This is a genomic window from Rhizobium cerradonense (assembly GCF_030182455.1).
In the GTDB taxonomy this organism is placed as follows: Bacteria; Pseudomonadota; Alphaproteobacteria; order Rhizobiales; family Rhizobiaceae; genus Rhizobium.
The window spans coordinates 1-20,809 of the sequence record NZ_JAQJCK010000031.1 but is presented as its reverse complement, the minus strand read 5'-3'; the positions used below and the strand labels follow the sequence as shown (position 1 = coordinate 20,809).

The window sequence follows — 20,809 nt, the reverse complement described above, 5'->3', positions numbered from 1 at the left end:
ATGGACGAAGCGAACTCTCGCAAACCGAACGTTTTGGTGCTCGGCATTGGCAATATTCTCTGGGCGGACGAGGGTTTTGGCGTCCGCGCTGTCGAAGCCTTCCACCAGGCCTATGCGGTGCCGACCAACGTCACCGTGCTCGACGGCGGCACCCAGGGCCTTTATCTCGTGCAATATGTCACCGAAGCCGATCATCTGATTGTATTCGACGCGGTCGACTTCGGTCTCGCGCCCGGCACGCTGAAGATCGTCGAGAATGACGACGTGCCGAAATTCACCGGCGCCAAAAAGATGAGCCTGCACCAGACAGGCTTCCAGGAAGTTCTGAGCGCTGCCGACCTTCTCGATCGCTATCCCGCAAGACTCGCACTGATCGGCTGCCAACCGGTGGACCTCGATAGCTGGGGCGGACCGGTGACTGAGCCCGTCAAATCCGTAATCCCGGCCGCCGTAATGGTAGCCGCCGGCATCCTGGAGCGATGGGGCGTCGCCATCAGTTCGCGCCGCACCGCCGCGCCCGCTCTCCTCGCCAACGACATCGATTTTGCACATTACGAGCGGCGAGCGGACCGGGCGAATTGAGTGGTTCAGGGGGGTTCCGATGCAACCGAGGCAGTCGTCGGTTGCGTTCCTGGTCGCCGGCTGCATCCAAAACCCAAGGACCCGCGCGAGAACCCTTCCGGTTCCCAATATCATGAACCCAGGCAGATCGAGGGGCTGATTGTGTGCATAGGAATTCCGATGCAGGTGACTGGTGGCGAATTTACAGCGGAGTGCGAGCGCCACGGATCGGTTTTTGCGATTTCGATGGTGCTGGTCGGCCCGCAACCGGTTGGGACGTACGTTCTTACTCATCTAGGATCTGCGATCCGGGTGCTCGATGCCGACGAAGCACACAAGATCGACGATGCGTTGGCCGGTCTTGCTGAAGCGGTCGAAGGACGGTCATTCGAAACGCTATTTGCCGATCTTATCTCCCGCGAGCCGGAATTACCGTTGCATTTGCGGGAAAACTGACAGTTCGTATTTCTCAACTGAACGCAATCTCCTCTTCCTTGTCGGCCACATGTTCATGTGGACTGTCCAAGGGCAGCCGGAGACGGACGAGATCGATCCTGCTGGCTGCGGGCGGATTGCTGAATATTGCGAAGCGTAACGCGCTGCCTCAGCATCGGGGCCGCGTGTGCGCATCCGCATAAGACCGCGACCGGAATTTTCCTTCAGATCAATACGACCCATCTTTCTCAGCAACTGGTACGCCGCTTGCAGATCCCAAGTGCGAGAATGAATTACACGCTGATTTGGAGCAGACAATGCCAGCCTACCCAGTTGGCTCCCTAAACGGCCGAAGCTGCCGAGCCGCAATGCTCATATCCGACATTGCTGCAACGCTTGCGGTGCAAAAAGCCGGCCAGCCGGGGCAGCTATTCGACATTTTCGAATTCGACGACGATGACAAGAAATTGGTCACGCAGACGCTCGGCAAGGGCGAGGTTTGCGGGGTAGCGGCGCTGCCCTCCGGGGTCCTGGCGCAGTTCAAGGAAGCGGTTATGGCCGGCGTCTGGCATATGCGCTTTACCGACCCCGCCGGCGACCTCATTGCGGAATATATCGAGGTCGGCCCGATTCCTATGACGGTGCGGAGGGCCTGCACGGCGCTGCCGGCCTTGGTCTCACATGGACCTGCGCCGCCTGGCGCTATGAACGTCATGCCGGTGCTGACCGAGATCGGTGACCGCATTGTCCAGTACCGGGATGGCGATCCTGCGCACGCTATCATTTTGTCGTTGTTTCCGATGAGCATCGAGGATGTGAATTTCCTGCAGGTCACGCTCGGAGCCGGTCCCGTACAACTGACATCACGCGGCTACCGCACCTGTCGCGTGACGGCAGCAGGGGCCCGAAACGTTTGGTCCGTACAGTTTTACGACAACATGGATGAGATCGTCCTCGACATGCTGCAAATCGTCGACATCCCATCCCTCGCCCTCGCGACTGAAGAGGATTTCCGCGACTCCGCCGCGCGCCTGCGTGATGTCGAGGAGGCTTATTTCAAATGATCAGCTTCGAGAATCTCGTCACGCATGTGACCGTTTCGGATAAGGATAGGGTGAAAGGCGGCACATGCTGGACGTCTATGCGCCCGCGAAAGGCGCTTCGGAAACGAGCTTGCTGGCATTCGGCGGGCGAACGACCGCATCGTCGCGACGCCACGGTTCATGATTTTGGCTGCTGTAGGCACGACTCGGAATGTGCGGGCAGGCGTGATCGAATTCATCGCCGGCAAAAATCCGAGACGACTGGCGGTTTTGATTCCTGCTTGCTGTTTTTCATGGCCTTTGAGTTTGAAACGATGGGGACGGTGTTGAAGGCGATGCGCGCATTTTTCAACATCGTTGCGCTCGCGCCGCCATCCCATCCAACCGCCAGCCCCATGCGCCGTGATCTGCGTTGGAGGGTTTTCCGAGCGCTTCGGGAGCTTGTTGCATGACCTATCTCCTTAGCGCCGGCTCGATCCGGATCGATGTGACGGTGTCGCAAGCGCTTGCCTGTTTCGTGGACGTGAGGGTCAACCGCCCGCAAGAATTGGCACGCATGTTCATTGGCCATCGACCGGAAGAGGCGCCCATGCTTGTCGGATGGGTTTTTTCGCTCTGTGGCTATTCGCAATCGGTGGCGGCGCGCCTTGCCATCCTGAATGCAGCCGGCCTACCGATGCCCATCGAGGAGCAGCTCGCGGCGGTGGCCGGATTGCTTGCCGAACGGATATTCGAAACTTTGAGGGCGCTGATTTTGCATTGGCCCTCATCAATATCGTTACGTCTGGTGGCTGACGCGGGCCAATATCTGCGCGGCGCCCTGGCCGCGTCGCAGGCAATCATCGGCCAATCGCGAGAGAAAAAAGTGAACCATAGTGCCCTGGCTGCCAACGCGCGGCGGCTTGCCGATGCAGCAGAGGGGCTCGGCATCTCGAAAGACGACGGATTGTCGCCGGATGGCACGGCTTGCGCGGCGATTTTTCGAGATATCAAGGACGACCGAACTTTTTCAGGCCGGCGCCCTGATCCGCTGAGTGCCGCCGATGATGCCGAAGTTATTGCCCATCTTTGCAAAGATGCGCACTACTGCGCCTTGCCGCATCTTGCCGGTCGGGTCGTCGAAACCGGTGCTTATGCCCGGCATTGCGACACCAGCAGGCCAGACGATCCGCACCTTAGGCAACGCTTCATGGCACGCATAGGCGACGTTGGCCTTTGCTTGAAGCAACTCGCGCATCTTGCCAAGGGCCAGAATGATCCTTCCGAACTGATGGCCGGTGGTTCGGTGCCCGGCGACGGCGGCTTTGGCGTGGTGGAATGTGGGCGTGGCAGACTTTATCATCAGGCCGAGATCGACGCGAACGGGAAACTTTGCGCCTACCGGATACTGGCCCCGACCGAATGGAATTTTCATCCGGCCGGTCCATTTGTCAAAACCCTACTGTCATCGCGGATCGGTGCTCATGAATCAGCAGCCCGGTCAGTTTATCGCCTCGCGGCTCTGTTCGATCCCTGCGTCGAGTTCAAGCTTAACGTTCGCGATGCCGCGCATGCATGAAATGTCGTTGATGGAGAGTGTGATCGCCATCGTCTGCGAGATGGCGCAGCTAAATGGTGCGAGCGCAGTCAAATCGATCCGCCTCGATGTCGGTGTCTTGAGCCATATCAATCCGGATTCGCTCCTGTTCTGCTACGAAGCTGTGCGGCGTGGGACGATTGCCGAACATGCCGCACTCGAAATCAACCGCATCGCCGGCGAGGGCTGGTGCCTCGATTGTGGGAAGACGGTGCCCCTCGATGAGCGATTTGGCGCCTGCCCGGATTGTGGGCGGTATCAGGTGCAGGCGACGGCGGGCGATGAATTGAGGATCAAGGACATGGAGGTGATCTGATGTGCACGGTATGCGGCTGCGAGATGGCAACATTGGAAGATGGCAAGAGCAAGACAGGCGCGCAAGGCGACCATGATCATCATCGCGGTCACCTGCACGATCATGGACATCCTCATGATCGTCACTACGCGGAACACGGTGCGCTCCAACATCATCAACGGATTGCCGGCGTGCATGTCCCGGGCATGAACCCGGAGCGCATCGTCCAGATCGAAAAGGACATCCTGTCCAAAAACAATGCCTATGCTGCCGAAAACCGGGCTCGGTTCGTTCGTGACAGCATCTTTGCGCTGAATTTCGTTTCAAGCCCCGGGTCGGGAAAGACCAGCTTTCTGGTGCGCGCCATTCACGACCTCAAGGACCGAATGTCGATCAGCGTGATTGAAGGCGACCAGGAGACCTCCAACGATGCCGCACGCATCCGCAAGACCGGTGTTTCCGCAATCCAGATCAACACCGGCAAGGGCTGTCACCTCGACGCCCACATGGTCGGCCACGCGGTCGAGGACCTGGCGCCCGAGCCCGGTTCAGTCTTGTTCATCGAAAATGTCGGCAATCTTGTCTGTCCCTCCGCTTTCGATCTCGGCGAGGCCCATAAGGTCGTGGTGCTTTCGGTTACCGAGGGCGAGGACAAGCCGCTCAAATATCCCGACATGTTCGCGGCCGCCGACCTGATGATTCTCAACAAGTCCGACCTGCTACCGCATCTCGACTTCGATGTCGGGCGCTGCATCGCAAATGCGCTGCGCGTCAATCCACGCCTTCGCACTCTCACGGTTTCTGCGCGCAGCGGCGACGGCATGGAAGCGTTCTATTTCTGGCTGGAGGCTGAGGCGGCCCGGATCGCGAAAGCTTCGCAGGTAGTCTGACGATGGTGAGCACCTTGGCATCCATGGCGGAAGATCGTGTCCGGCGGTTGCGAGTGCGTGTGCGCGGTGCCGTGCAAGGGGTGGGATTCCGGCCGTTCGTCTATAGGCTTGCGAGAATGATGCAGCTTACCGGCTTCGTGCTCAACGACAGCGCCGGCGTGCTGATCGAGGTCGAGGGCACCGCTGTCGACTGCTTTGCGGAACGCGTCTGGAAGGAGGCGCCGCCGCTTGCCCGCGTCGATACCGTCGATAAGCTGGAACTGGAGCCGGCCGGCGACGAAACGTTCGAAATCCTCGAAAGCGTCGGCGGCCGTGGCGCCACGCGCATTGGCGCCGACGCTGCCACCTGCGTCGAATGCCGGCACGAACTGAATGATCCGGACAACCGCTTTTTCGGTTATCCTTTTGTCAACTGCACTCATTGTGGCCCGCGCTTCACCATCACCCGTGCGCTCCCCTATGATCGCGGCCGGACCTCGATGGCTGCGTTCCCGATGTGCAGCGCCTGCGGCGCAGACTATGCCAACCCCGAAAGCCGGCGGTTCCATAGTGAGCCCCTCGCCTGCCCGGCTTGCGGCCCACAGCTTAGCCATCCTATCGCGGAGGTCTCCGCGCGGCTCATGAATGGCCAGATCATTGCGATCAAGGGCGTCGGCGGCTTCCAGCTCTTCTGCGACGCACGCAATGATACGGCGATTGATCGTCTCCGACGACGCAAAATGCGCGACGAGAAGCCGTTCGCGATCATGGTGCCGGACATTGAGACAGCCCGAATACTTGCCAGGCCCTCGCGGGCGCAAGAGGATTTGCTCGCCTCGACCGCCGCCCCGATCGTCCTTATCGAGGCGCGTGATCACCTTTCCAAGCTCATCGCTCCCGGCCTCAGTCGGATCGGCCTGCTGCTCGCCCATGCGCCGGTGCACCACCTGTTGTTTGCCGCGTTTGCAGCAGAAGCGGCCGGCGCTCCCGCCGCTCTGATTGCGACCAGCGCCAATCCGGAGGGTGAACCGCTCGTATCAGATAATGACGATGCCATGCATCGGCTTCCCGGGGTTGCCGACCTGATCGTCACACATGACCGTGACATTGCCATTCGCGCTGACGATTCCGTCATGCAGGTAATTGACGGCGCGCCGAGCTTTCTGAGGCGCGCCCGGGGTTTTGTGCCGGAGCCGGTCGATCTTGGCGAGGACGGCCCATGCGTGATTGCCACCGGCGCGGACTTCAAAAACGCGATCTGCGTGACACGGGGCCGGGAAGCGTTCCTGTCGCAGCACATCGGCGGTCTCGACAATGTCAAAGCGATCAGATTCCAGCGGGAAGCCCTCGAGCATCTCTGCTCTATCCTTGATGTCAGGCCCGAATTTGCTGCCTGCGATCTGCATCCGGATTTTCGTTCAGCGCGGATCGCGGAACATTTGGATTTGCCGCTTCTGCCGGTGCAACATCACCTCGCCCATGTCGCGGCCGTGGCGGCGGAACATCATGCCGGCGGGCCGGTCCTCGGGCTTGCACTCGACGGCCACGGCTATGGCGTCGATGGCAGTAGTTGGGGAGGCGAAATGCTGGTCGTCAACGGTCCTCGCTGGCGACGGCTCTCTTCGCTTCTGCCCTTGCCGGCGCCAGGCGCCGGCCGGGTCGCGCGGGAGCCCTGGCGCATGGGAATTGCCGCTCTTCAGGCCGCCGGCCGGCGCGACCTTGCGGCCACGCTTTGGCCCGGACATCCTGGTGTCGCGCAACTTGATGCGATGTTTTCCCGCGGCTTGCAATCAGCCGATACGTCCAGCTTGGGGCGGCTATTCGATGCAGTGGCTGCGATAGCGGGCGTCCGCCTCGTCCAGAGCTACGAGGGGCAGGCAGCAATGGAACTCGAAGCACTCGTCGATGATCCCCAATGTCTTGCCGGGGGCTACAGTCTCGCCGATGGCCTGCTTGATTTCCGACCCCTCATCATCCATCTGGCGGAGCGGCAGCTTGGCCGCCGAAAGGCCGCAGACCTATTCCACGGCACGCTGATCAGCGGCCTCGCCGATTGGGCTTCCCTTGGTGCATCGCAGGCTGGCACGCGAGCGATCATGCTCGGCGGCGGCTGCATCACAAACCGCATTCTGGCCGAAGGTCTTTCCAGCGCCTTGCGCGACCATGGCCTCGAGCCCTACCTGCCGCACCAGATCCCGCCCAATGACGGGGGTATAGCGCTCGGTCAGGCCGCCTTTGCACGGCACGTCATCAAACACGACTGCGCCCAGAACTGGGAGCACCGGACATGTGCCTAGCCCTACCGGTCCAGGTGGTGGAATTGCTGCCAGACAATATGGCCAAGGTAACGCTGGACGGCGTCTTAAAGGTCATATCGATTGCACTCGTGGAGGATGTGACGCCCGGTGACTATCTCATCCTCCACGTCGGCTACGCGCTTGCAAAGATCGAAACTGAAGAAGCAGAAAGGACGCTTGCCTTGATCCGCGAAGCTGCCCTGGGAGGTCCGGCGTGAAATATATAGACGAATACCGCGATGCCAAGCTCGCCAAAGATATTGCTCGCCAAATCGCAGCGGCGGTAGATCCGGCGCGCAGCTATCATTTCATGGAATTCTGCGGCGGCCATACCCATGCAATTTCGCGCTATGGCCTTGAAGACCTGCTGCCGTCCAATGTGCAGATGATTCATGGACCGGGATGTCCAGTCTGTGTGCTGCCGATCGGCCGCATCGACGCAGCGATCGCGCTTGCCATGTGCCCAGAAATCACACTTTGCACCTATGGTGACTTGATGCGTGTACCATCCTCAAACGGCTCGAGTCTGCTCAAGGCCAGGGCGACCGGCGCCGATATTCGCATGGTCTATTCGACACTCGATTCGCTAAACATCTCCGAAGCCGAACCGAACAGGCAAGTCGTCTTCTTTGCCATCGGTTTCGAGACCACGACGCCGCCGACGGCGCTGTCGCTGCGGTTCGCGATCGCTAAGGACCTCGCAAACTTTTCGATCTTCTCAAACCACGTGCTAACACCGGCTGCGATCCAGACTATCCTTGAAAACTCCGATGCTCGCACGCTCGGCACTATCAAGATCGACGGATTGCTCGGCCCTGCACATGTCAGCACCGTCATTGGTACGCAGCCATTTGAAGTCCTTGCCGAAGAATATAACAAGCCGATCGTGGTGGCAGGCTTCGAGCCGCTCGATGTCATCTATTCAATCCTGATGCTCGTCCGCCAGGTCAATGAGGGCGTCCATAAAGTCGAGAACCAGTATATCCGAGCCGTGACCACCCTTGGCAACGAGAAGGCGAGGCGCGAGATCGCCAATGTCTTCGAATTGCGGGAAAGCTTCGAATGGCGGGGACTGGGCGCGATTCCCCAAAGTGGGCTTGGCCTCAGGCCTGGATATGCCAAATACGATGCCGAGAAACGTTTCGACGTCGTGACGCCGGCGGCAAAAGACAATCCGGCCTGCGAATGCGGCGCCATCCTGCGCGGTGTGAAGAAGCCGTCCGACTGTAAGCTGTTTGGTAAGGTTTGCACGCCCGATTCGCCGATGGGTTCCTGCATGGTGTCGTCGGAAGGCGCCTGCGCCGCGTATTGGCTCTACGGCCGTTTCGGCAGGCAGGGAAAGGCGGACGAAAGCAGCAGGACGATCGCATGACCACGAAAGCCAAAAGGTCGCGGCTCGACCTCAGGAACGGACGCATCGATCTCTCGCATGGGGCGGGGGGGTGCGCCACGGACCAGTTGGTCAAGGGCATTTTCCACAGGGCCTTCGACAATGACTGGCTCCGGGCTGGCAACGATCAGTCGGCATTTGCGGTTCCGGCAGGGCGCATGGTGATGACCACCGACAGCTATGTTGTCTCGCCGCTGTTCTTTCCGGGGGGCAATATTGGCTCGCTTGCGGTGCATGGGACGATTAACGACATTGCCATGGCCGGCGCATGCCCGCTCTATCTTTCGGCAGGTTTCATTATTGAAGAGGGGTTTCCGCTCGCAGATCTTAATCGAATTGCCGACGCCATGGGAGCGGCCTCCCGCGCGGCAGGTGTGCCAATCATCACTGGCGATACGAAAGTGGTTGAGCGCGGCAAAGCCGACGGCGTGTTCATATCCACCTCCGGCATCGGCATGATTCGAGCCGGTCTCGACCTACGCTCCGATGCCGCGCGGCCAGGCGATGCGGTCATCATCTCTGGTTCGATAGGCGATCACGGCGTCGCCGTGATGTCGAAGCGCGAGAACCTGGATTTCGATACGGACATCATATCGGATTGCGCTGCGCTGCACGGGTTAGTAGCGGCAATGGTCGAGGTCGCCGGATCGTCAATCAGGCTGATGCGAGATCCAACGCGCGGTGGACTTGCGGCGACACTCAACGAAATCGCCAATGCCTCAAATGTCGGCCTCCGCATCGACGAGGAGACCATTCCGATCAAACCGGAAGTAGCCGCGGCCTGCGAATTGCTCGGCCTCGACCCGCTCAACGTCGCCAACGAGGGCAAGCTCGTCGTATTGGTGGCGCCAGAGTTTGCGAATGCGCTGCTCGCCGTCATGCGCGCGCATCCGTTGGGTGCGCAGGCCGCATTGATCGGCCATGCCGAGGATGACGACCATTGCTTCGTCCAGATGGCGACGTCGTTTGGTGGCAGTCGCATTGTCGATTGGCTATGGGGCGAACAGTTGCCGCGGATCTGCTGAGCACGGCTGTGCATATCGCTTCACGCAAGACGGCGTGCCCGGAGCCAGCAACGAGCTTGGTGAGCAGCTTTAATGCGTACTTTCCATACGCACTCCCTCCTGTGGCCATGAAGAGATCTAAGTGCGGGCACACAAACATGATTGGTTCACAAGATCTCGCGCTGATCGCTGAATCGCGCGAGCATCTGTCGAATCTGCATATTTTCTTGACGAAGATATTTCATCAGCAAAGCCTTAAGCCGTCGATTCTCTTCTTCAAGCGCGATTAGCTCCTCGCCTGAGATATCGTCGTGGCTGGCGTTTGATTGGCCGCTTGTCATTTCGTCGGCATTATCGATATTCGCTTCACGTCGACGCTTTATGTTCTTTCGAGACCGGCTGGAAGAGCCCTCTTTCGGTTGTGAAACAGAGGCGAAGATCGCCCCATCGTCCTTCTGAGACGGGCACGTTTGTTCGGTTTCGAGAGAGGACGCCGCAATCCGTTTATCATCGCCGGTTTCAACCTCGTCGTTGAGATGAGTCTCTGGTATTGGATCCGACCACAGCTCGCTTTCTCGCTTCGGAACATCTGAGACGGTGTCAGGCTCGAAGAGATGTGGTGCGTCTGCCTCCGCCTCGCGCGCCAGCGTCTTGAGGTCGGTATCACCCCAGATAGAAGCTGGCTGGATCGTTGATCTGCGCCGGGCCGATTTGAGCTCGACAACGAATTTTCGCTGCTGTGTTTTCATGTATGTCCCATCTTTGAGATCGTAAGGAGGATTACGATCGGTCAAATCGCTCAAGCATCTTTTTAAGCTGATCATTCTGCAAAAGCAGCTTTTGAGCCAATTTAACCCTCAGTTGCGTGATTTCCTCGTCCAGGTTTGTCACCTCTTCGAAAAAGCCGTCCTCAGACGATGAGGATGTCTCATCTTGAGCATTGCTTGAGACAGCTGTGCTCTGCGCAGTGACGTCAATGTGAACTCCTTTCGCATGTGCCGGCTTTTTCGTCCGCGGTATGCCAGGGACCCGACTGCGCGTATTGCTTTCAAGCGGCACCGCGGAAGCTTCAGCGCTCGGCTGCCCGACCTCCGGAGGCGACAGTTCTTGAACCTCGTCACCTTCAACCGGTGCCGCACCTTCAATTTCGACCTCACCTTCGAATTCTTTTGAATCAGTCCTTATGATCTCAATAGATCGGCTTTCATCGGGCTCGGAGCTACTGGAGGGCTCTGGTGGGTTTAGCGCAAGCTGCGGTACGTCTTGAGTTTTGCTTTGGCTTGCGTCGGTATCGACACCATGCCCAATCGAACTTTCGGGTGCGGACTGTCGCCGCGACGTTAATCGAGCAAGGAATTTCCAGGGTAATTTCATAGTGCCTCAACCTCGACCAGTCCGTATCCATAGTGGCGCCGCAGCTTGACACCGGGCTCGGAAGGCGAGCCCGGCGAACGCATCTTCTGCCGAGAAGGATAGCTCAGGTCGATTTCGCCACCATCCCGCTGTTGATCGGCGATCAATCTAGCCCGAGCCGCTTGCGCAGATCGGCATTTTCGGCACGCAATTTCTCTGCCAAGAGGTTACGCAGCCTCTTATTCTCTTCTTCCAGCTGAAGAAGATCCGCCATCTCGTCCCTTGCCGAAATGGCCGTCGTACCTTTTTGCACGGACTGCTGTGCCGGCCTCTTGGCTGCAGTGTCCTTTATGGGTTCCTTGACGGAGATGTCGGCCACCTGCATTTCGACAGGCTGGGACTTTGTGTCTGCGGCTTGGTCGCTACGCTTCCTGCGACCTCGCGGCGCCTTCGCGGGTTTCCCAACCTGCGTAGTACCCGCTGCCTCGGCAGTTGCTTTCGGGCGTCGCGGAGCGCGCTGTTTTTTAGGCGCCGGCGTTTTTACCGGTATATTCGTGTCTGCCATCTCAGTGCTTGTGCCAGTATTATTCTCGTCAGCCATGAGTATCTCCCTCTGTCGGCAGGAGTTCTTTTCGGCTGAGTGAAAGACAGAGTCAACATTGGTGATTTTGTGGCCTACTTTTTGGACAGCACCTCTCAAAACTCGTGCCTAAAGGCGAGCGGCTGGCCTGCGGACTTTGGCAATGAAAAAATGCAGAGCTTGCGAGGTCGAACCGTCTGTCGAACGACGAGTTAGCGACCACATCTGCCAGGAAAGGGAGCTCCCCCTACCAGCTTCTGCGATCGCTCACGTCATTCAATGTTCGGATTTTCCTAAATCATTTGCAATAGATCGATGCTTCAGCTGGCACCCGATTCTTGACAGATATGTGCAAAGCCCGTTTGCACCGTCATGGAAATTGGCCCTTGGTTTGACCGACAAAGAGGATACGAAATGCGTGCACCATCAGGTTCTGTTCCCGGACTTTGCTCTGCCTCCGCCACCATGTTCGCTGTCGGAATGGCGTTCCTTGGCTATTGGGGAGTGTATGAGCCAGGCGGCTGGCATCGGTCCGATTTGATCGTCGTGTCTTGGCGCTAATCGGTTTTGCGGCGCTTGGCTCAGTTCCTTGGATCGTAACGACCCCTGTCGCGGAGGAAGGCCAGGAAAAGATCGTAGCCGCCAGGCGAGCGCTGTTGCTGGGCGTCGCATTGATCTGGTTGTCCGTTCTCGTGTCGTTTTTTTCTTAAGCCTCAGTCCGCACCAGACTGGGATTGCAGGGTCTGTGCAGTTCCTTGGCTGGATCGAGCACATCCAGTACGCAACTCCATGCGCCAACAGCTTCAGCTGCCCAGGAACCCCCAAATCCACCAGCAATTTGTTGCAATTCGGTTTTCGAGAAAGATGGCGGTTTTCATTTGAAATGTGGATGATTGCAAAGGATTTGACCAGATGCGGTCTCTAAGGACTGGGGCCGTTCTCTGCTTAGATTATGAAATTCAGCAATTCGCAGACGACGAGACCCGCCGCGCCGCGCAGGCCGGCGACATCTTCACGATCGCCGAGGGCAAGGGCGATCTCGTTATCTCCGGGATTGAACATCAGTTGCCTGACGCTCTTTCGAATAAGATCTAACATCAATTTTCCGCCATGCACGATGTCGCCATGCAAAGTGATGCAGCTGGGTGCCATCAGCTGTTGAAGGTTCACTAACCCGACAGAAATATTGGACGCGTAGTCTTCAAGCAGTTCTTTTGCCCCTTTAGCGCCAGTTTCGGCGAGCCACACCAAGCGGCTCGCATCCAACAAGCCAGCCTGCGGCAGGCCCCTGGCCCTTGCTTCGCCTCTCAGCCATGGCAGTGTCGCGATCGTTTCCCAACATCCGCGTCGTCCGCATCTGCACATTTGGCCATTGAGTTGCACGATGGTATGGCCGATCTGGCAGTGTTTACCCCCGGCGGCCCTATAAGGATGTCCATCGACATAGAGGGCCGCGCCCAACGACTGACCGATGTAAACGACCGCAAAATTTCTCTGTCCACGTCCTTGCCCGAACCAACGGTCGCCAACCAGCAAGGCTCTGGCATCTTGGTCGACGCAAGCCGGGACCCCGAAACGCTTTGCTAACTCCGCTTTTATCGGAAAGCCATGAAGGTACGGCGCGAAATCCATAGCCGCGATCGAGCCCGTTTGCGGGTTGAGCTCTCCTGCAACTGCCATGCCGATGCCTAGAACCTCTTGGTCGGCAGATGCGACTGACTTCTCAATGCAGGCACTGACGATCTGAAATGCATCGGCAGCATCTGTCAGATCTTTCGCCAAATCCACCTCGTGTTGAGCATAGAGCTCGCCCTCCAGAGAGACCAAGCATGTGTGGACACGGTCGTGCATCAGCCGAACTGCGCAGATCGGCTTGGCCCCTTTCGAGAACCACAGCTTTGTAGCGGGTTTTCCGCCGGACCGATCGGGGGGTACCAGGTCGCCTTCTTCAAGAATACTCTGATTGATCAGTGGTTGGACTATGCCGCCGATGGTTGCGCGGCTGGCACCGGTGACGCGCGCAAGCTCGACCCTGCTGGACGGACCCATATCGTAAAGGGCCTGCAGCAAGCGTCCTCGATTTGCAATCCCTAGCGTCCGCGCGGCGATTAGGGGATGAGCTGGCCTAAATCCTTTACTGTCGCTCTGGTCCCCCTCGGCCGGCCTGATGAGGCGCTTGCCAGATCCTTCGTGAGTGTTCGCGTTGCTCGCACACGCAATTGATGGTTTTTCCGTTCTTTTTATCATGGACTCCGTCTGATCCGACTTTCTCTTGTTGTGGAAACTCGATCGTCTTTACGCCACTCCCGCCTGAGTGCCTGCAGTCGTTGCCGAACGCTCCCGAACCCCCGAACCGATATAGCAATCATCACACACCTGCTTTTCTCCACCGCCGTTTGAATGTTCATTTCGAAAACGAAGAATTATCCTTCGAGTATATATTTATATTCGGGATTAAAATTTCCAAAAACCGGAGCACTACAACAGAAAGTCCCACAAACGCAAAATATACTTTTAAATATATTTCAGAACTACTGTTGATCTGACCTCCTAAAACATTAGAACTCTTCAGCAAATCGACAGACATCGACGTAACCAATCGCCGGAGGAATAAATGAACGAATTTGCCAGCAATAATCTGGACCTCTGTGAGTCCGGAGGGCACCAGCGAGAAAGGGATCTCGCTCTCCTTGGTGGGGAGCCCACCGTTCCTTCCGGGCGGATCACGCCTTGGCCAGCCACACAGACGGAGCATTTGGATGCACTCCGCGAAGTTGTAGACAGTGGAAAGTATCATCGGGTCAATCACCCTATCGTGGCCGATTTGGAGCAGGATCTCGCTACTTGGACGGGGAAGTGGAAGGTGCGCGCCGTCGGCAGTGGTACGGCGGCAATCCATATCGAGCTTGATTATTTTAAAGGTCGAGGCGAGCAGGTGGTGACTGCGGCGCTAAATTGGCCGGGCGCGGTGGGGCCAATTGCGATTAGTGGCCTTCAGCCCGATTTCGTTGATGTCGACATGAACCTCGCCGGGATCGATCAAGACGCGGCAGCCGACCGATTCGGACCCGGTGTCGGAGCGGTTCTCATTACCCATCTCTTCGGGAATAACATTCGTGTTCCTGATGCAAGATCTGCCGCGCGCGCCGAAGGGATTGCCGTGATTGATGACGTCTGCCAATCGATCGGCGCCATAAAAGCGATCGCAAATGGGGCATACATTGATACAGACGCCCTCGCTTTGTCTGGCAACGGCGCCAAGCATCTTGGAGCCGGCGAGCTCGGATTCGTGATTACGGAGGACAAAGATCTAATTGAACATGTGGACTGCGTTTCACTGACGAGTTCATCTCGAAACGGAGATCGGACTTTTTCGCCGTCTTCAGCAGGATATAACTACCGTCCGAACGTCTTCTCCTCCTCCATAGCAAAAATGCGATTGAGCAACCTCGAGACACAACTTCAGATTCGAAGGAATAATGGGAAAATTCTATGGGAAATGATCCGAGATCTCTCCGGTATATTTCCCCTCTTCGACCCATCTGACTGCAATCAGTCCATGCTCAGCTTCCCACTTCGCATCGAGCCGGAAGCTCTCGGTTTTGGTCCGGGTCCGACGGCAAGGGATACCATCGTCAAACTGCTGCAGGCGGAGGGCGTGCCCGTTTTGATCTGGCTCAGGAAGCCAGTGTTCGAATATCTGCCGAATATTGCCAAGGATTGGAAAGCCGCCGATTTTCCAAACACGGTAAAACTTTTAGATACCATGTTTTGCGTATCGGAAATCGCGCCACCCAACGAAGCCGGGGTAATGGAACTTTACGCAGAAGCATTTCATCGGGTCTGGACGGCTCTTTCCAAGTTTGGCCCAAAGATTTCCGATATCATGACAACCGTCTGGACAAGCTGAATCCAAGCAAAGTCACCTTCGCGCTTGCTCTCTTGCAATGCCGTTTTCCAGCGACAACGGAGTGATCCCATGACCTCGTACAAAACGCCAAAACTTCTGATTTTCGATTGTGATGGAGTCCTAATCGACAGCGAAATCATTGCGACAGCGGTTCATATCGAAGTGTTGGCAGCGCACGGATATAATATAGCTGCGGAGACTTACAATCGTCGCTTCACAGGCATGACTGATCGGCAAACCTATTCAACCATCGAAGCTGAGTCTGGCTTGCGCTTGCCGGCGGGGCATCATGAATATGCTATGGCAGAAATTGGTAGACGGTATGCCAGCGATCTCAAAGCCATCTCAGGCGTCAACGAAGTTCTGGATGCCATTGATGTGGCGCGTTGCGTGGCATCGAGCAGCAATCTGAAGGAACTGCATTTCGCGCTCAAGCTAACAGACCTCTACGATTATTTTTCGCCGAATGTATTCAGTGCTTCCCAAGTCTCACGTGGCAAGCCCGCCCCGGATCTTTTTCTATTTGCGTCTGAGAGAATGAACACGTCGGCGGATAATTGCTTGGTCATCGAAGATAGCGTTGCCGGGGTCCAGGCGGCTGTGGCGGCTAAAATGCGGGTAATTGGTTTCGTCGGTGGTTCTCATTGTCCTCTTGGACATGCTGAAAAATTGCTGGAAGCCGGCGCCATGAGAACATTCAGCCAGATGGCGGCTTTGCCAGAAATTCTATCAAGTTGATGGTTGGGCGATGGTGTGCCAGGCAGGCTGGAGCCGTAGCGAGCGAACCAAACGCGCAAATGCGTTTGCGTTGGAGGGTTACCCAGGTGAGGACCCCTTTTGTCCGCGGCTACTGATCAGCGTCAGATTATCCCGCTGCAATGCTCTTTAGGAAGAGCTTCAATCTAAAGCAACCCGACACTCGGCAAATAGGAAGAGACGATGGCTGAAAAGCAAATACACATTCAAGCTCCAATAGTGATTGAGTATCTGGAGAATTGTCGCGATCTGGTTCCGGTTTGTGCAAGCTGGTCCTTTGGGCAATGGGGTTGTCAGGCCAATGGCTCATTCGAGCAGACACAGCGTGAGTTCCAAGCCTCCTCAAGAAGTTCTATGCCGCTAACTTTGGTTGCTAGCGAAGACAGCAGACCCACAGGGATGATCAGCCTTTCCAATTGTGATTTTAAAGGAAGGCCTGATCTTTCGCCCTGGTTAAAGTCGCTGTACGTCCATCCATTTCATCGCAATAAGGGTACAGCTTCATTGCTGGTTAAGAGGCTGGAACACGAAGCTTTGCGCCTCGGCTACGAAAGGCTTTATCTTACCACGGAGAGCGCAAAGCTCCTCTATACAAAGAATGGCTGGTCGGAAATGGACCACGTACAGACACCTTATGGTGATGCGACTTTAATGACAAAGATGTTGCTGGTCGCAAGTACGGCCTAGGTCAGACGGGCCAAGGGGCGCCTGTGTTGGTCTGCGTGTACTCAAACCTCCTCCGGGACTCCAACTGATCTGACCGTGTGAACATATCGTAGACTGCCATGAATCGTGTTTCGGACCATCAGATCATGGAAGGCGTGACCTCAGCCAGACTGTCATCTATAGTGGACTTCAAAAATCACGTCCCCACGAATCCTTAAGCAGCCCAAAGCGTTGTGGCGTTTGAATTTCCCGGCGTCACGCGGTCTTCAATTGCATCGACAGAGGAAACTGAAAAATGTGGCTTTGCGAGAATGCTCTCCAATGTCGCGGAATAGCCGTTCCAACTTCCGCTGGTGAACAGGTCCCCGCAAAGGCTGACGCGGCCTATAATGCGGTACTTCAATTGCTTTACCGCTATGCTCGCGTGCCGGTGCAACATCTTAGTGATCAGGAGCTTGCCTGCGAACTGGACCTTGGGCGGACACCGATACGCGAAGCACTCATCCGACTTGCCGCAGAGGGCAAGATCGTTTCGATCCCTCAGAAAGGCTATTTCACCAGGCCGCTCGTGGAGGGAGCATTGTTGGACTTGTATGGTATCGCACGTCAAACCCTCACCTACGCGCTCTGGCGTATGCGGCCGCATGTGCCGGATACTGACGGCGAGCGTGACAACCCGCCCCGCGACCAGCTCGCGATACATGCCGAAGCCGTCTTTGCCCAAATTGCCCAGCTGTCGGCAAACTGCGAAATCTGCCGAATTGTCGACAAATTCTGTTTTTGCTCACATCCCGTCCGGATGGAAATAATTATCTCGGAGCTTGGCCCTTCCTACGAACAAAGCCTTGCAAGGCTGATCGACGCGATGCGGTTATTGAGCAAGGCAACGGGCGCGGTGGAATCAGCATTGATGAGTCACCTTGATCTCGAACAGAACGCGCTCCCACGCGTCGTACAAGAGGTAAACAGGCGGCGGTCGACAAGTTTTCCTCGGCTGGTGAGAAGTTTGTAAATATGCAGTTGTGATTGCCGAAATCGAGCTCCGCGGCTGGACACATGACGGCAACCTTCGTCATGCCTCCTACAAGGGTTTGCGCGAAAACCAGGATAATGCCGCTGTCTTCGACATCGCCGAGCGGCCTGCGAGGGCGCTCGACCCTTTCGAGGAGCGCCCTATCGAACCTGGACGATCGCGCGCGGCGGGCCGAGCAAATCACCTGCTGACATTACTCACCCCAAATTCGTCCGCCGATGCCCCCATTTGGAGCGATCTCGTCGATACGCTTGAGGTCCGCGTCCGTCAGTACCAGTTCCGCGGCGGAAATGTTCTCCGACACACGTTGCTGATTGCGAGCACCTGGGATCGGCACGATGTAGTCCTTTCGCGTGAGCAGCCAAGCCAACGCAAGCTGGGAGAGGCTGACGCCTTTCGCCGCGGCGAGCGAGGTGAGCTCTTTTGCAATCTCGACGTTCTTGGCGAAATTCGCCGGCGCCCACCACCCGAGGTTCTGCCGGAAATCGTCGGCGGCGTATTGATCGCGAGATGCTACGTGGCCAGTCAGGAAACCACGCGCCAACGGGGAATAGGCAACCAGTCCGATGCCTAATTCTTCAAGGACCGGCAGCAGCGGCTCCACGTCCCTGGCGAGGATGGAATACTGGTATTGCTGAATCGAGATAGGGGCAACGGCACTGGCGCGACGGATGGTGTCCTCATCCGAGTTGGAGAGGACCGAGGCATTTCACCTTACCCGCGTGGACAAACTCCTGCATCACGCCGACCACGTCTTCGATCGGGACGTTTGGGTCGGGAATGTGCTGGTAAAGCAGATCGATGGTGTCGATGTTCAGATTCTTGAGTCTGGAGTCCACAACGTCACGGATGGTCTCCGGCCGGGAGTCAGGGGAGTAGCTTTCCGTCAAGCCGAATTTCGTTGCGATCGTCACCTGATCACGAATTGGCCGCAGCGCAATGCCGAGCAGCTTCTCACCTTCACCCCAGCCGTACATGCGTGCGGTGTCGAAGTGGGTGACGCCGAGCTCATGGGCGCGGCGGATGGCCGTGATCGATTCCTGATCGTCGCTGGGGCCGTAACCGATGGCGGTGCCCGTGGCACCGTAACCAATGGCGCCGACCGTAAGGCCGTGTCGGCCAAGCTTGCGTTGCTGCATCGTGAATGTCCTTTCTTATCCGATGCGCCCATTTTGAGTTTGACACTTCGATTGACGATGTCCGATCCTACCGTTTCATTGCCTGATCCTGCTGATCGCTTGACGTTTGCAGGCTAACGAGGGCAGATGGCCCCATGACCGATCTTGCCCAGCTCAAAGCCATTGTCTTGCGCCATGCAGGCAAGCCCCAACCGAAGATGCCGCGGGTCAGCGTCAGCACCTTCGATCGACCGTCGGAGCCGGGCTGGCGGTCTACAACCCGGTTGTCTGCTTCGTGCTGCAAGGATCCAAGCAGGTCTTCATCGGCGACCAGGTGCTTGAGTATGGCGCCGGCCACTGCATGGTCGTGGCGGCCGAACTCGCCGCCATGGGACAGATCAGCGAAGCGTCACCCGAGGAGCCCTATGTCGCTCTCAACCTCTACATCGATCCGGAGGTAATATCCGCACTGCTCCTGGAGATGGGCAGCATGCCGGAACCCCCAATGAATAAAGGATTCGGCTTCAGCCCCGCAGGGCCGGCATTGATCGACGCCTGGCGGCGCCTCGTTGAACTTCTCGACCGCCAGGATGAAATCCCGATCATGGCGCGTCACAGGGAGCACGAACTCATGTTTCGCTTGCTCATGGGACCTCAAGGGGCGTTGCTCCGGCAGATTGCCGGCAACGGTAGCCGCCTGTCCCATGTCCGGCGGGCAATGGCATGGATTCGCGAGCATTACACGGAGCATCTCAGCATCGCAGCCATGGCCACTGTGGCCGGCATGAGCGTGTCGGTGTTCCATCGCCGCTTCAAGGCGATTAGCGGCTTGAGCCCGCTCCAGTACCAGAAGCAAATCCGCCTGCACGAGGCGCGTCGGCGCCTGATCGCGGAGCGCTCAGAAGCAGCAAGCGTCGCCTACGCTGTCGGCTACGAGAGCGTTTCGCAGTTCAGTCGCGAATACAAACGGCTGTTCGGCGCACCACCCCGGCAGGACGCCGGAAAACTGCAGAACATCGTTGAATCGGTAGCCTAGTCTTCTTAGAGCTCATGCACGAACCAGCGCGCGACAGGCTTCAATTTCGCCCAGATGATCCAGCACCCAGGTCGCCAGTTGCATGATCGGTGCGGCAAGAGACCTGCCGAGATCTGTCACGCCATACTCGACCTGAGGCGGCACGGTCGCATAGACCTTGCGGGTCACCATCCCGTCCGCTTCCAGAGACTTCAGGTTGCGGGTGAGCATTTGTTGGGAAATCTCGCCTATCACGCGTTTCAACTCATTGAAGCGCCGCGGCCGGTCGGCAAGCATCGTGATCTTCAGGATGGTCCATTTGTCGCGGATGCGGCCGAGAATCGCGTTGACCCTGCGACAGTTGGGGTTTGGTATAAGGCTGATTTGGCGGGACAGGCATATGCATGTGACTACGCCTCGAAAATATGCGTTGTTGCGGCATCGGCAGTCAGTAACGACCGTTCCTGCCAGATCATCGACGTGGGATTTGAAGTGGTGGAACGAGAGAGCACACGACAGTCTGATTGGGTCTCGCGCAAACCCTAAGCTGGTTCCGGCGATGAGTCGTGATCGGCGGCGCGTCGGAACTCAAACAACGTCGTTCTTTGCCCACGGCTCTGAACTCGGGTTAACGTTTCTTCCCTGAACGGTTTGGGTGTGATTCAAGAGTGTCGGTGATTTGGAGGCCGACATGTTTGAAGACGATCGCCCGCGGCTGCGGGTTTTGCTGGACCATTTTAGTCTCGTTGAGGATGAGCGGGAGCAATGGCGGGTCGCCCATCCGTTACCCGAGGTGCTTCTTCTGGTCGTTTGCGGGACGATCGGCGCATGCGACGATTTTGACGAGATCGTCGAATGGGGGGAGGATAACCTGGCGTTTTTACGTCGGTTTCTTCCCTATCACCATG

Annotated in this window: 24 protein-coding genes and 2 pseudogenes; 19 read left to right on the top strand and 7 right to left on the bottom strand. The window is 57.4% G+C overall.

The features are described 5' to 3' along the window. The 11 genes from PH547_RS31735 (at position 1) to hypE (ending at position 9,491) form a co-directional block, all read left to right on the top strand. Entirely contained in the window at positions 1 to 582 is a 582-nt protein-coding gene (locus PH547_RS31735) for a HyaD/HybD family hydrogenase maturation endopeptidase (protein WP_004112860.1), read from the top strand. 141 nt (positions 583 to 723) lie between these two features. Next, on the top strand, positions 724 to 1,017 hold the full coding sequence (gene hypC / locus PH547_RS31730; RefSeq protein ID WP_184806100.1) for a HypC/HybG/HupF family hydrogenase formation chaperone: 294 nt from the start codon (positions 724 to 726) through the stop codon (positions 1,015 to 1,017). 296 nt (positions 1,018 to 1,313) lie between these two features. Then, complete coding sequence (locus tag PH547_RS31725) at positions 1,314 to 2,060, top strand: hydrogenase expression/formation protein (RefSeq protein ID WP_051043299.1); 747 nt, start codon at positions 1,314 to 1,316, stop codon at positions 2,058 to 2,060. Beyond that, positions 2,057 to 2,491 carry a hypothetical protein gene (locus PH547_RS31720; RefSeq protein WP_028754846.1) on the top strand — a complete coding sequence of 145 codons (435 nt, stop codon included), beginning with the start codon at positions 2,057 to 2,059 and terminating at the stop codon, positions 2,489 to 2,491. Before PH547_RS31725 ends, PH547_RS31720 begins: the two co-directional genes overlap by 4 nt. 224 nt (positions 2,492 to 2,715) lie before the next feature. Then, positions 2,716 to 3,597, top strand: coding sequence for a hydrogenase assembly protein HupF (locus tag PH547_RS31715; RefSeq protein ID WP_246779168.1), 882 nt, complete (start codon positions 2,716 to 2,718; stop codon positions 3,595 to 3,597). Next, a complete protein-coding gene (gene hypA / locus PH547_RS31710) occupies positions 3,590 to 3,931 on the top strand; it encodes a hydrogenase maturation nickel metallochaperone HypA (RefSeq protein WP_004112848.1) in 342 nt (113 codons plus the stop codon). The genes PH547_RS31715 and hypA overlap by 8 nt, the downstream gene beginning before the upstream one ends. Further along, complete coding sequence (gene hypB, locus PH547_RS31705; RefSeq protein WP_004112846.1) at positions 3,931 to 4,800, top strand: hydrogenase nickel incorporation protein HypB; 870 nt, start codon at positions 3,931 to 3,933, stop codon at positions 4,798 to 4,800. The genes hypA and hypB overlap by 1 nt, the downstream gene beginning before the upstream one ends. 2 nt (positions 4,801 to 4,802) lie before the next feature. Then, positions 4,803 to 7,076, top strand: coding sequence for a carbamoyltransferase HypF (gene hypF, locus PH547_RS31700; RefSeq protein WP_004112843.1), 2,274 nt, complete (start codon positions 4,803 to 4,805; stop codon positions 7,074 to 7,076). After that, positions 7,067 to 7,294: a HypC/HybG/HupF family hydrogenase formation chaperone gene (locus PH547_RS31695; RefSeq protein ID WP_004112840.1), complete on the top strand. Its 228-nt coding sequence runs from the start codon at positions 7,067 to 7,069 to the stop codon at positions 7,292 to 7,294. The genes hypF and PH547_RS31695 overlap by 10 nt, the downstream gene beginning before the upstream one ends. Beyond that, positions 7,291 to 8,448 carry a hydrogenase formation protein HypD gene (hypD, locus tag PH547_RS31690; RefSeq protein ID WP_004112837.1) on the top strand — a complete coding sequence of 386 codons (1,158 nt, stop codon included), beginning with the start codon at positions 7,291 to 7,293 and terminating at the stop codon, positions 8,446 to 8,448. The genes PH547_RS31695 and hypD overlap by 4 nt, the downstream gene beginning before the upstream one ends. Beyond that, complete coding sequence (gene hypE / locus PH547_RS31685; RefSeq protein WP_120670755.1) at positions 8,445 to 9,491, top strand: hydrogenase expression/formation protein HypE; 1,047 nt, start codon at positions 8,445 to 8,447, stop codon at positions 9,489 to 9,491. The genes hypD and hypE overlap by 4 nt, the downstream gene beginning before the upstream one ends. A gap of 146 nt (positions 9,492 to 9,637) precedes the next feature. Here hypE and PH547_RS31680 read toward each other — a convergent pair whose 3' ends face one another. From PH547_RS31680 to PH547_RS31670, 3 genes are all read right to left on the bottom strand, one after another. After that, positions 9,638 to 10,273, bottom strand: coding sequence for a hypothetical protein (locus PH547_RS31680; RefSeq protein ID WP_244441506.1), 636 nt, complete (start codon positions 10,271 to 10,273; stop codon positions 9,638 to 9,640). Beyond that, positions 10,251 to 10,844: a hypothetical protein gene (locus PH547_RS31675; RefSeq protein ID WP_004112823.1), complete on the bottom strand. Its 594-nt coding sequence runs from the start codon at positions 10,842 to 10,844 to the stop codon at positions 10,251 to 10,253. Before PH547_RS31675 ends, PH547_RS31680 begins: the two co-directional genes overlap by 23 nt. 142 nt (positions 10,845 to 10,986) lie before the next feature. Beyond that, positions 10,987 to 11,424 carry a hypothetical protein gene (locus tag PH547_RS31670; RefSeq protein ID WP_004112820.1) on the bottom strand — a complete coding sequence of 146 codons (438 nt, stop codon included), beginning with the start codon at positions 11,422 to 11,424 and terminating at the stop codon, positions 10,987 to 10,989. Between the two features lie 393 nt (positions 11,425 to 11,817). Between PH547_RS31670 and PH547_RS31665 the strand changes: the two are divergent. Next, positions 11,818 to 12,113: pseudogene (locus tag PH547_RS31665) on the top strand (hypothetical protein). A gap of 235 nt (positions 12,114 to 12,348) precedes the next feature. Here the strand turns inward: PH547_RS31665 and PH547_RS31660 are convergent. Beyond that, complete coding sequence (locus PH547_RS31660; protein WP_240535390.1) at positions 12,349 to 13,473, bottom strand: ROK family protein; 1,125 nt, start codon at positions 13,471 to 13,473, stop codon at positions 12,349 to 12,351. A 544-nt stretch (positions 13,474 to 14,017) separates the two neighbouring features. Between PH547_RS31660 and PH547_RS31655 the strand changes: the two genes are divergently transcribed. The 5 genes and pseudogenes from PH547_RS31655 to PH547_RS31635 all read left to right on the top strand — a co-directional run. Next, on the top strand, positions 14,018 to 15,313 hold the full coding sequence (locus PH547_RS31655; protein ID WP_120670751.1) for a DegT/DnrJ/EryC1/StrS family aminotransferase: 1,296 nt from the start codon (positions 14,018 to 14,020) through the stop codon (positions 15,311 to 15,313). 69 nt (positions 15,314 to 15,382) lie between these two features. After that, positions 15,383 to 16,051, top strand: coding sequence for an HAD-IA family hydrolase (locus PH547_RS31650; RefSeq protein ID WP_004112813.1), 669 nt, complete (start codon positions 15,383 to 15,385; stop codon positions 16,049 to 16,051). Between the two features lie 201 nt (positions 16,052 to 16,252). After that, a complete protein-coding gene (locus tag PH547_RS31645) occupies positions 16,253 to 16,756 on the top strand; it encodes a GNAT family N-acetyltransferase (protein ID WP_004112810.1) in 504 nt (167 codons plus the stop codon). A gap of 274 nt (positions 16,757 to 17,030) precedes the next feature. Continuing rightward, positions 17,031 to 17,747: a GntR family transcriptional regulator gene (locus PH547_RS31640; protein ID WP_004112807.1), complete on the top strand. Its 717-nt coding sequence runs from the start codon at positions 17,031 to 17,033 to the stop codon at positions 17,745 to 17,747. Positions 17,748 to 17,757: 10 nt separating this feature from the next. After that, positions 17,758 to 17,865, top strand: a pseudogene (locus PH547_RS31635) (non-homologous end-joining DNA ligase); the annotation flags it as partial. A 96-nt stretch (positions 17,866 to 17,961) separates the two neighbouring features. Here the strand turns inward: PH547_RS31635 and PH547_RS31630 are convergent. Together PH547_RS31630 and PH547_RS31625 are read right to left on the bottom strand one after the other, a co-directional pair. Beyond that, positions 17,962 to 18,408: an aldo/keto reductase gene (locus PH547_RS31630; RefSeq protein ID WP_276307812.1), complete on the bottom strand. Its 447-nt coding sequence runs from the start codon at positions 18,406 to 18,408 to the stop codon at positions 17,962 to 17,964. Between the two features lie 40 nt (positions 18,409 to 18,448). Further along, positions 18,449 to 18,907: an aldo/keto reductase gene (locus PH547_RS31625; protein WP_004112801.1), complete on the bottom strand. Its 459-nt coding sequence runs from the start codon at positions 18,905 to 18,907 to the stop codon at positions 18,449 to 18,451. A gap of 274 nt (positions 18,908 to 19,181) precedes the next feature. Here PH547_RS31625 and PH547_RS31620 point away from each other — a divergent pair, with 274 nt between their 5' ends. Further along, complete coding sequence (locus PH547_RS31620) at positions 19,182 to 19,922, top strand: AraC family transcriptional regulator (protein WP_240535389.1); 741 nt, start codon at positions 19,182 to 19,184, stop codon at positions 19,920 to 19,922. A 12-nt stretch (positions 19,923 to 19,934) separates the two neighbouring features. Here the strand turns inward: PH547_RS31620 and PH547_RS31615 are convergent, their stop codons facing one another. Continuing rightward, positions 19,935 to 20,198 (bottom strand): winged helix-turn-helix transcriptional regulator, encoded by a 264-nt coding sequence (locus tag PH547_RS31615; protein WP_004112797.1) that lies wholly within the window; start codon positions 20,196 to 20,198, stop codon positions 19,935 to 19,937. A 394-nt stretch (positions 20,199 to 20,592) separates the two neighbouring features. On the opposite strand from PH547_RS31615, the gene PH547_RS31610 reads away from it, so the two are divergent. Next, on the top strand, positions 20,593 to 20,809 hold a 217-nt coding region (locus PH547_RS31610; protein WP_285170276.1), incomplete at its 3' end, for a transposase family protein.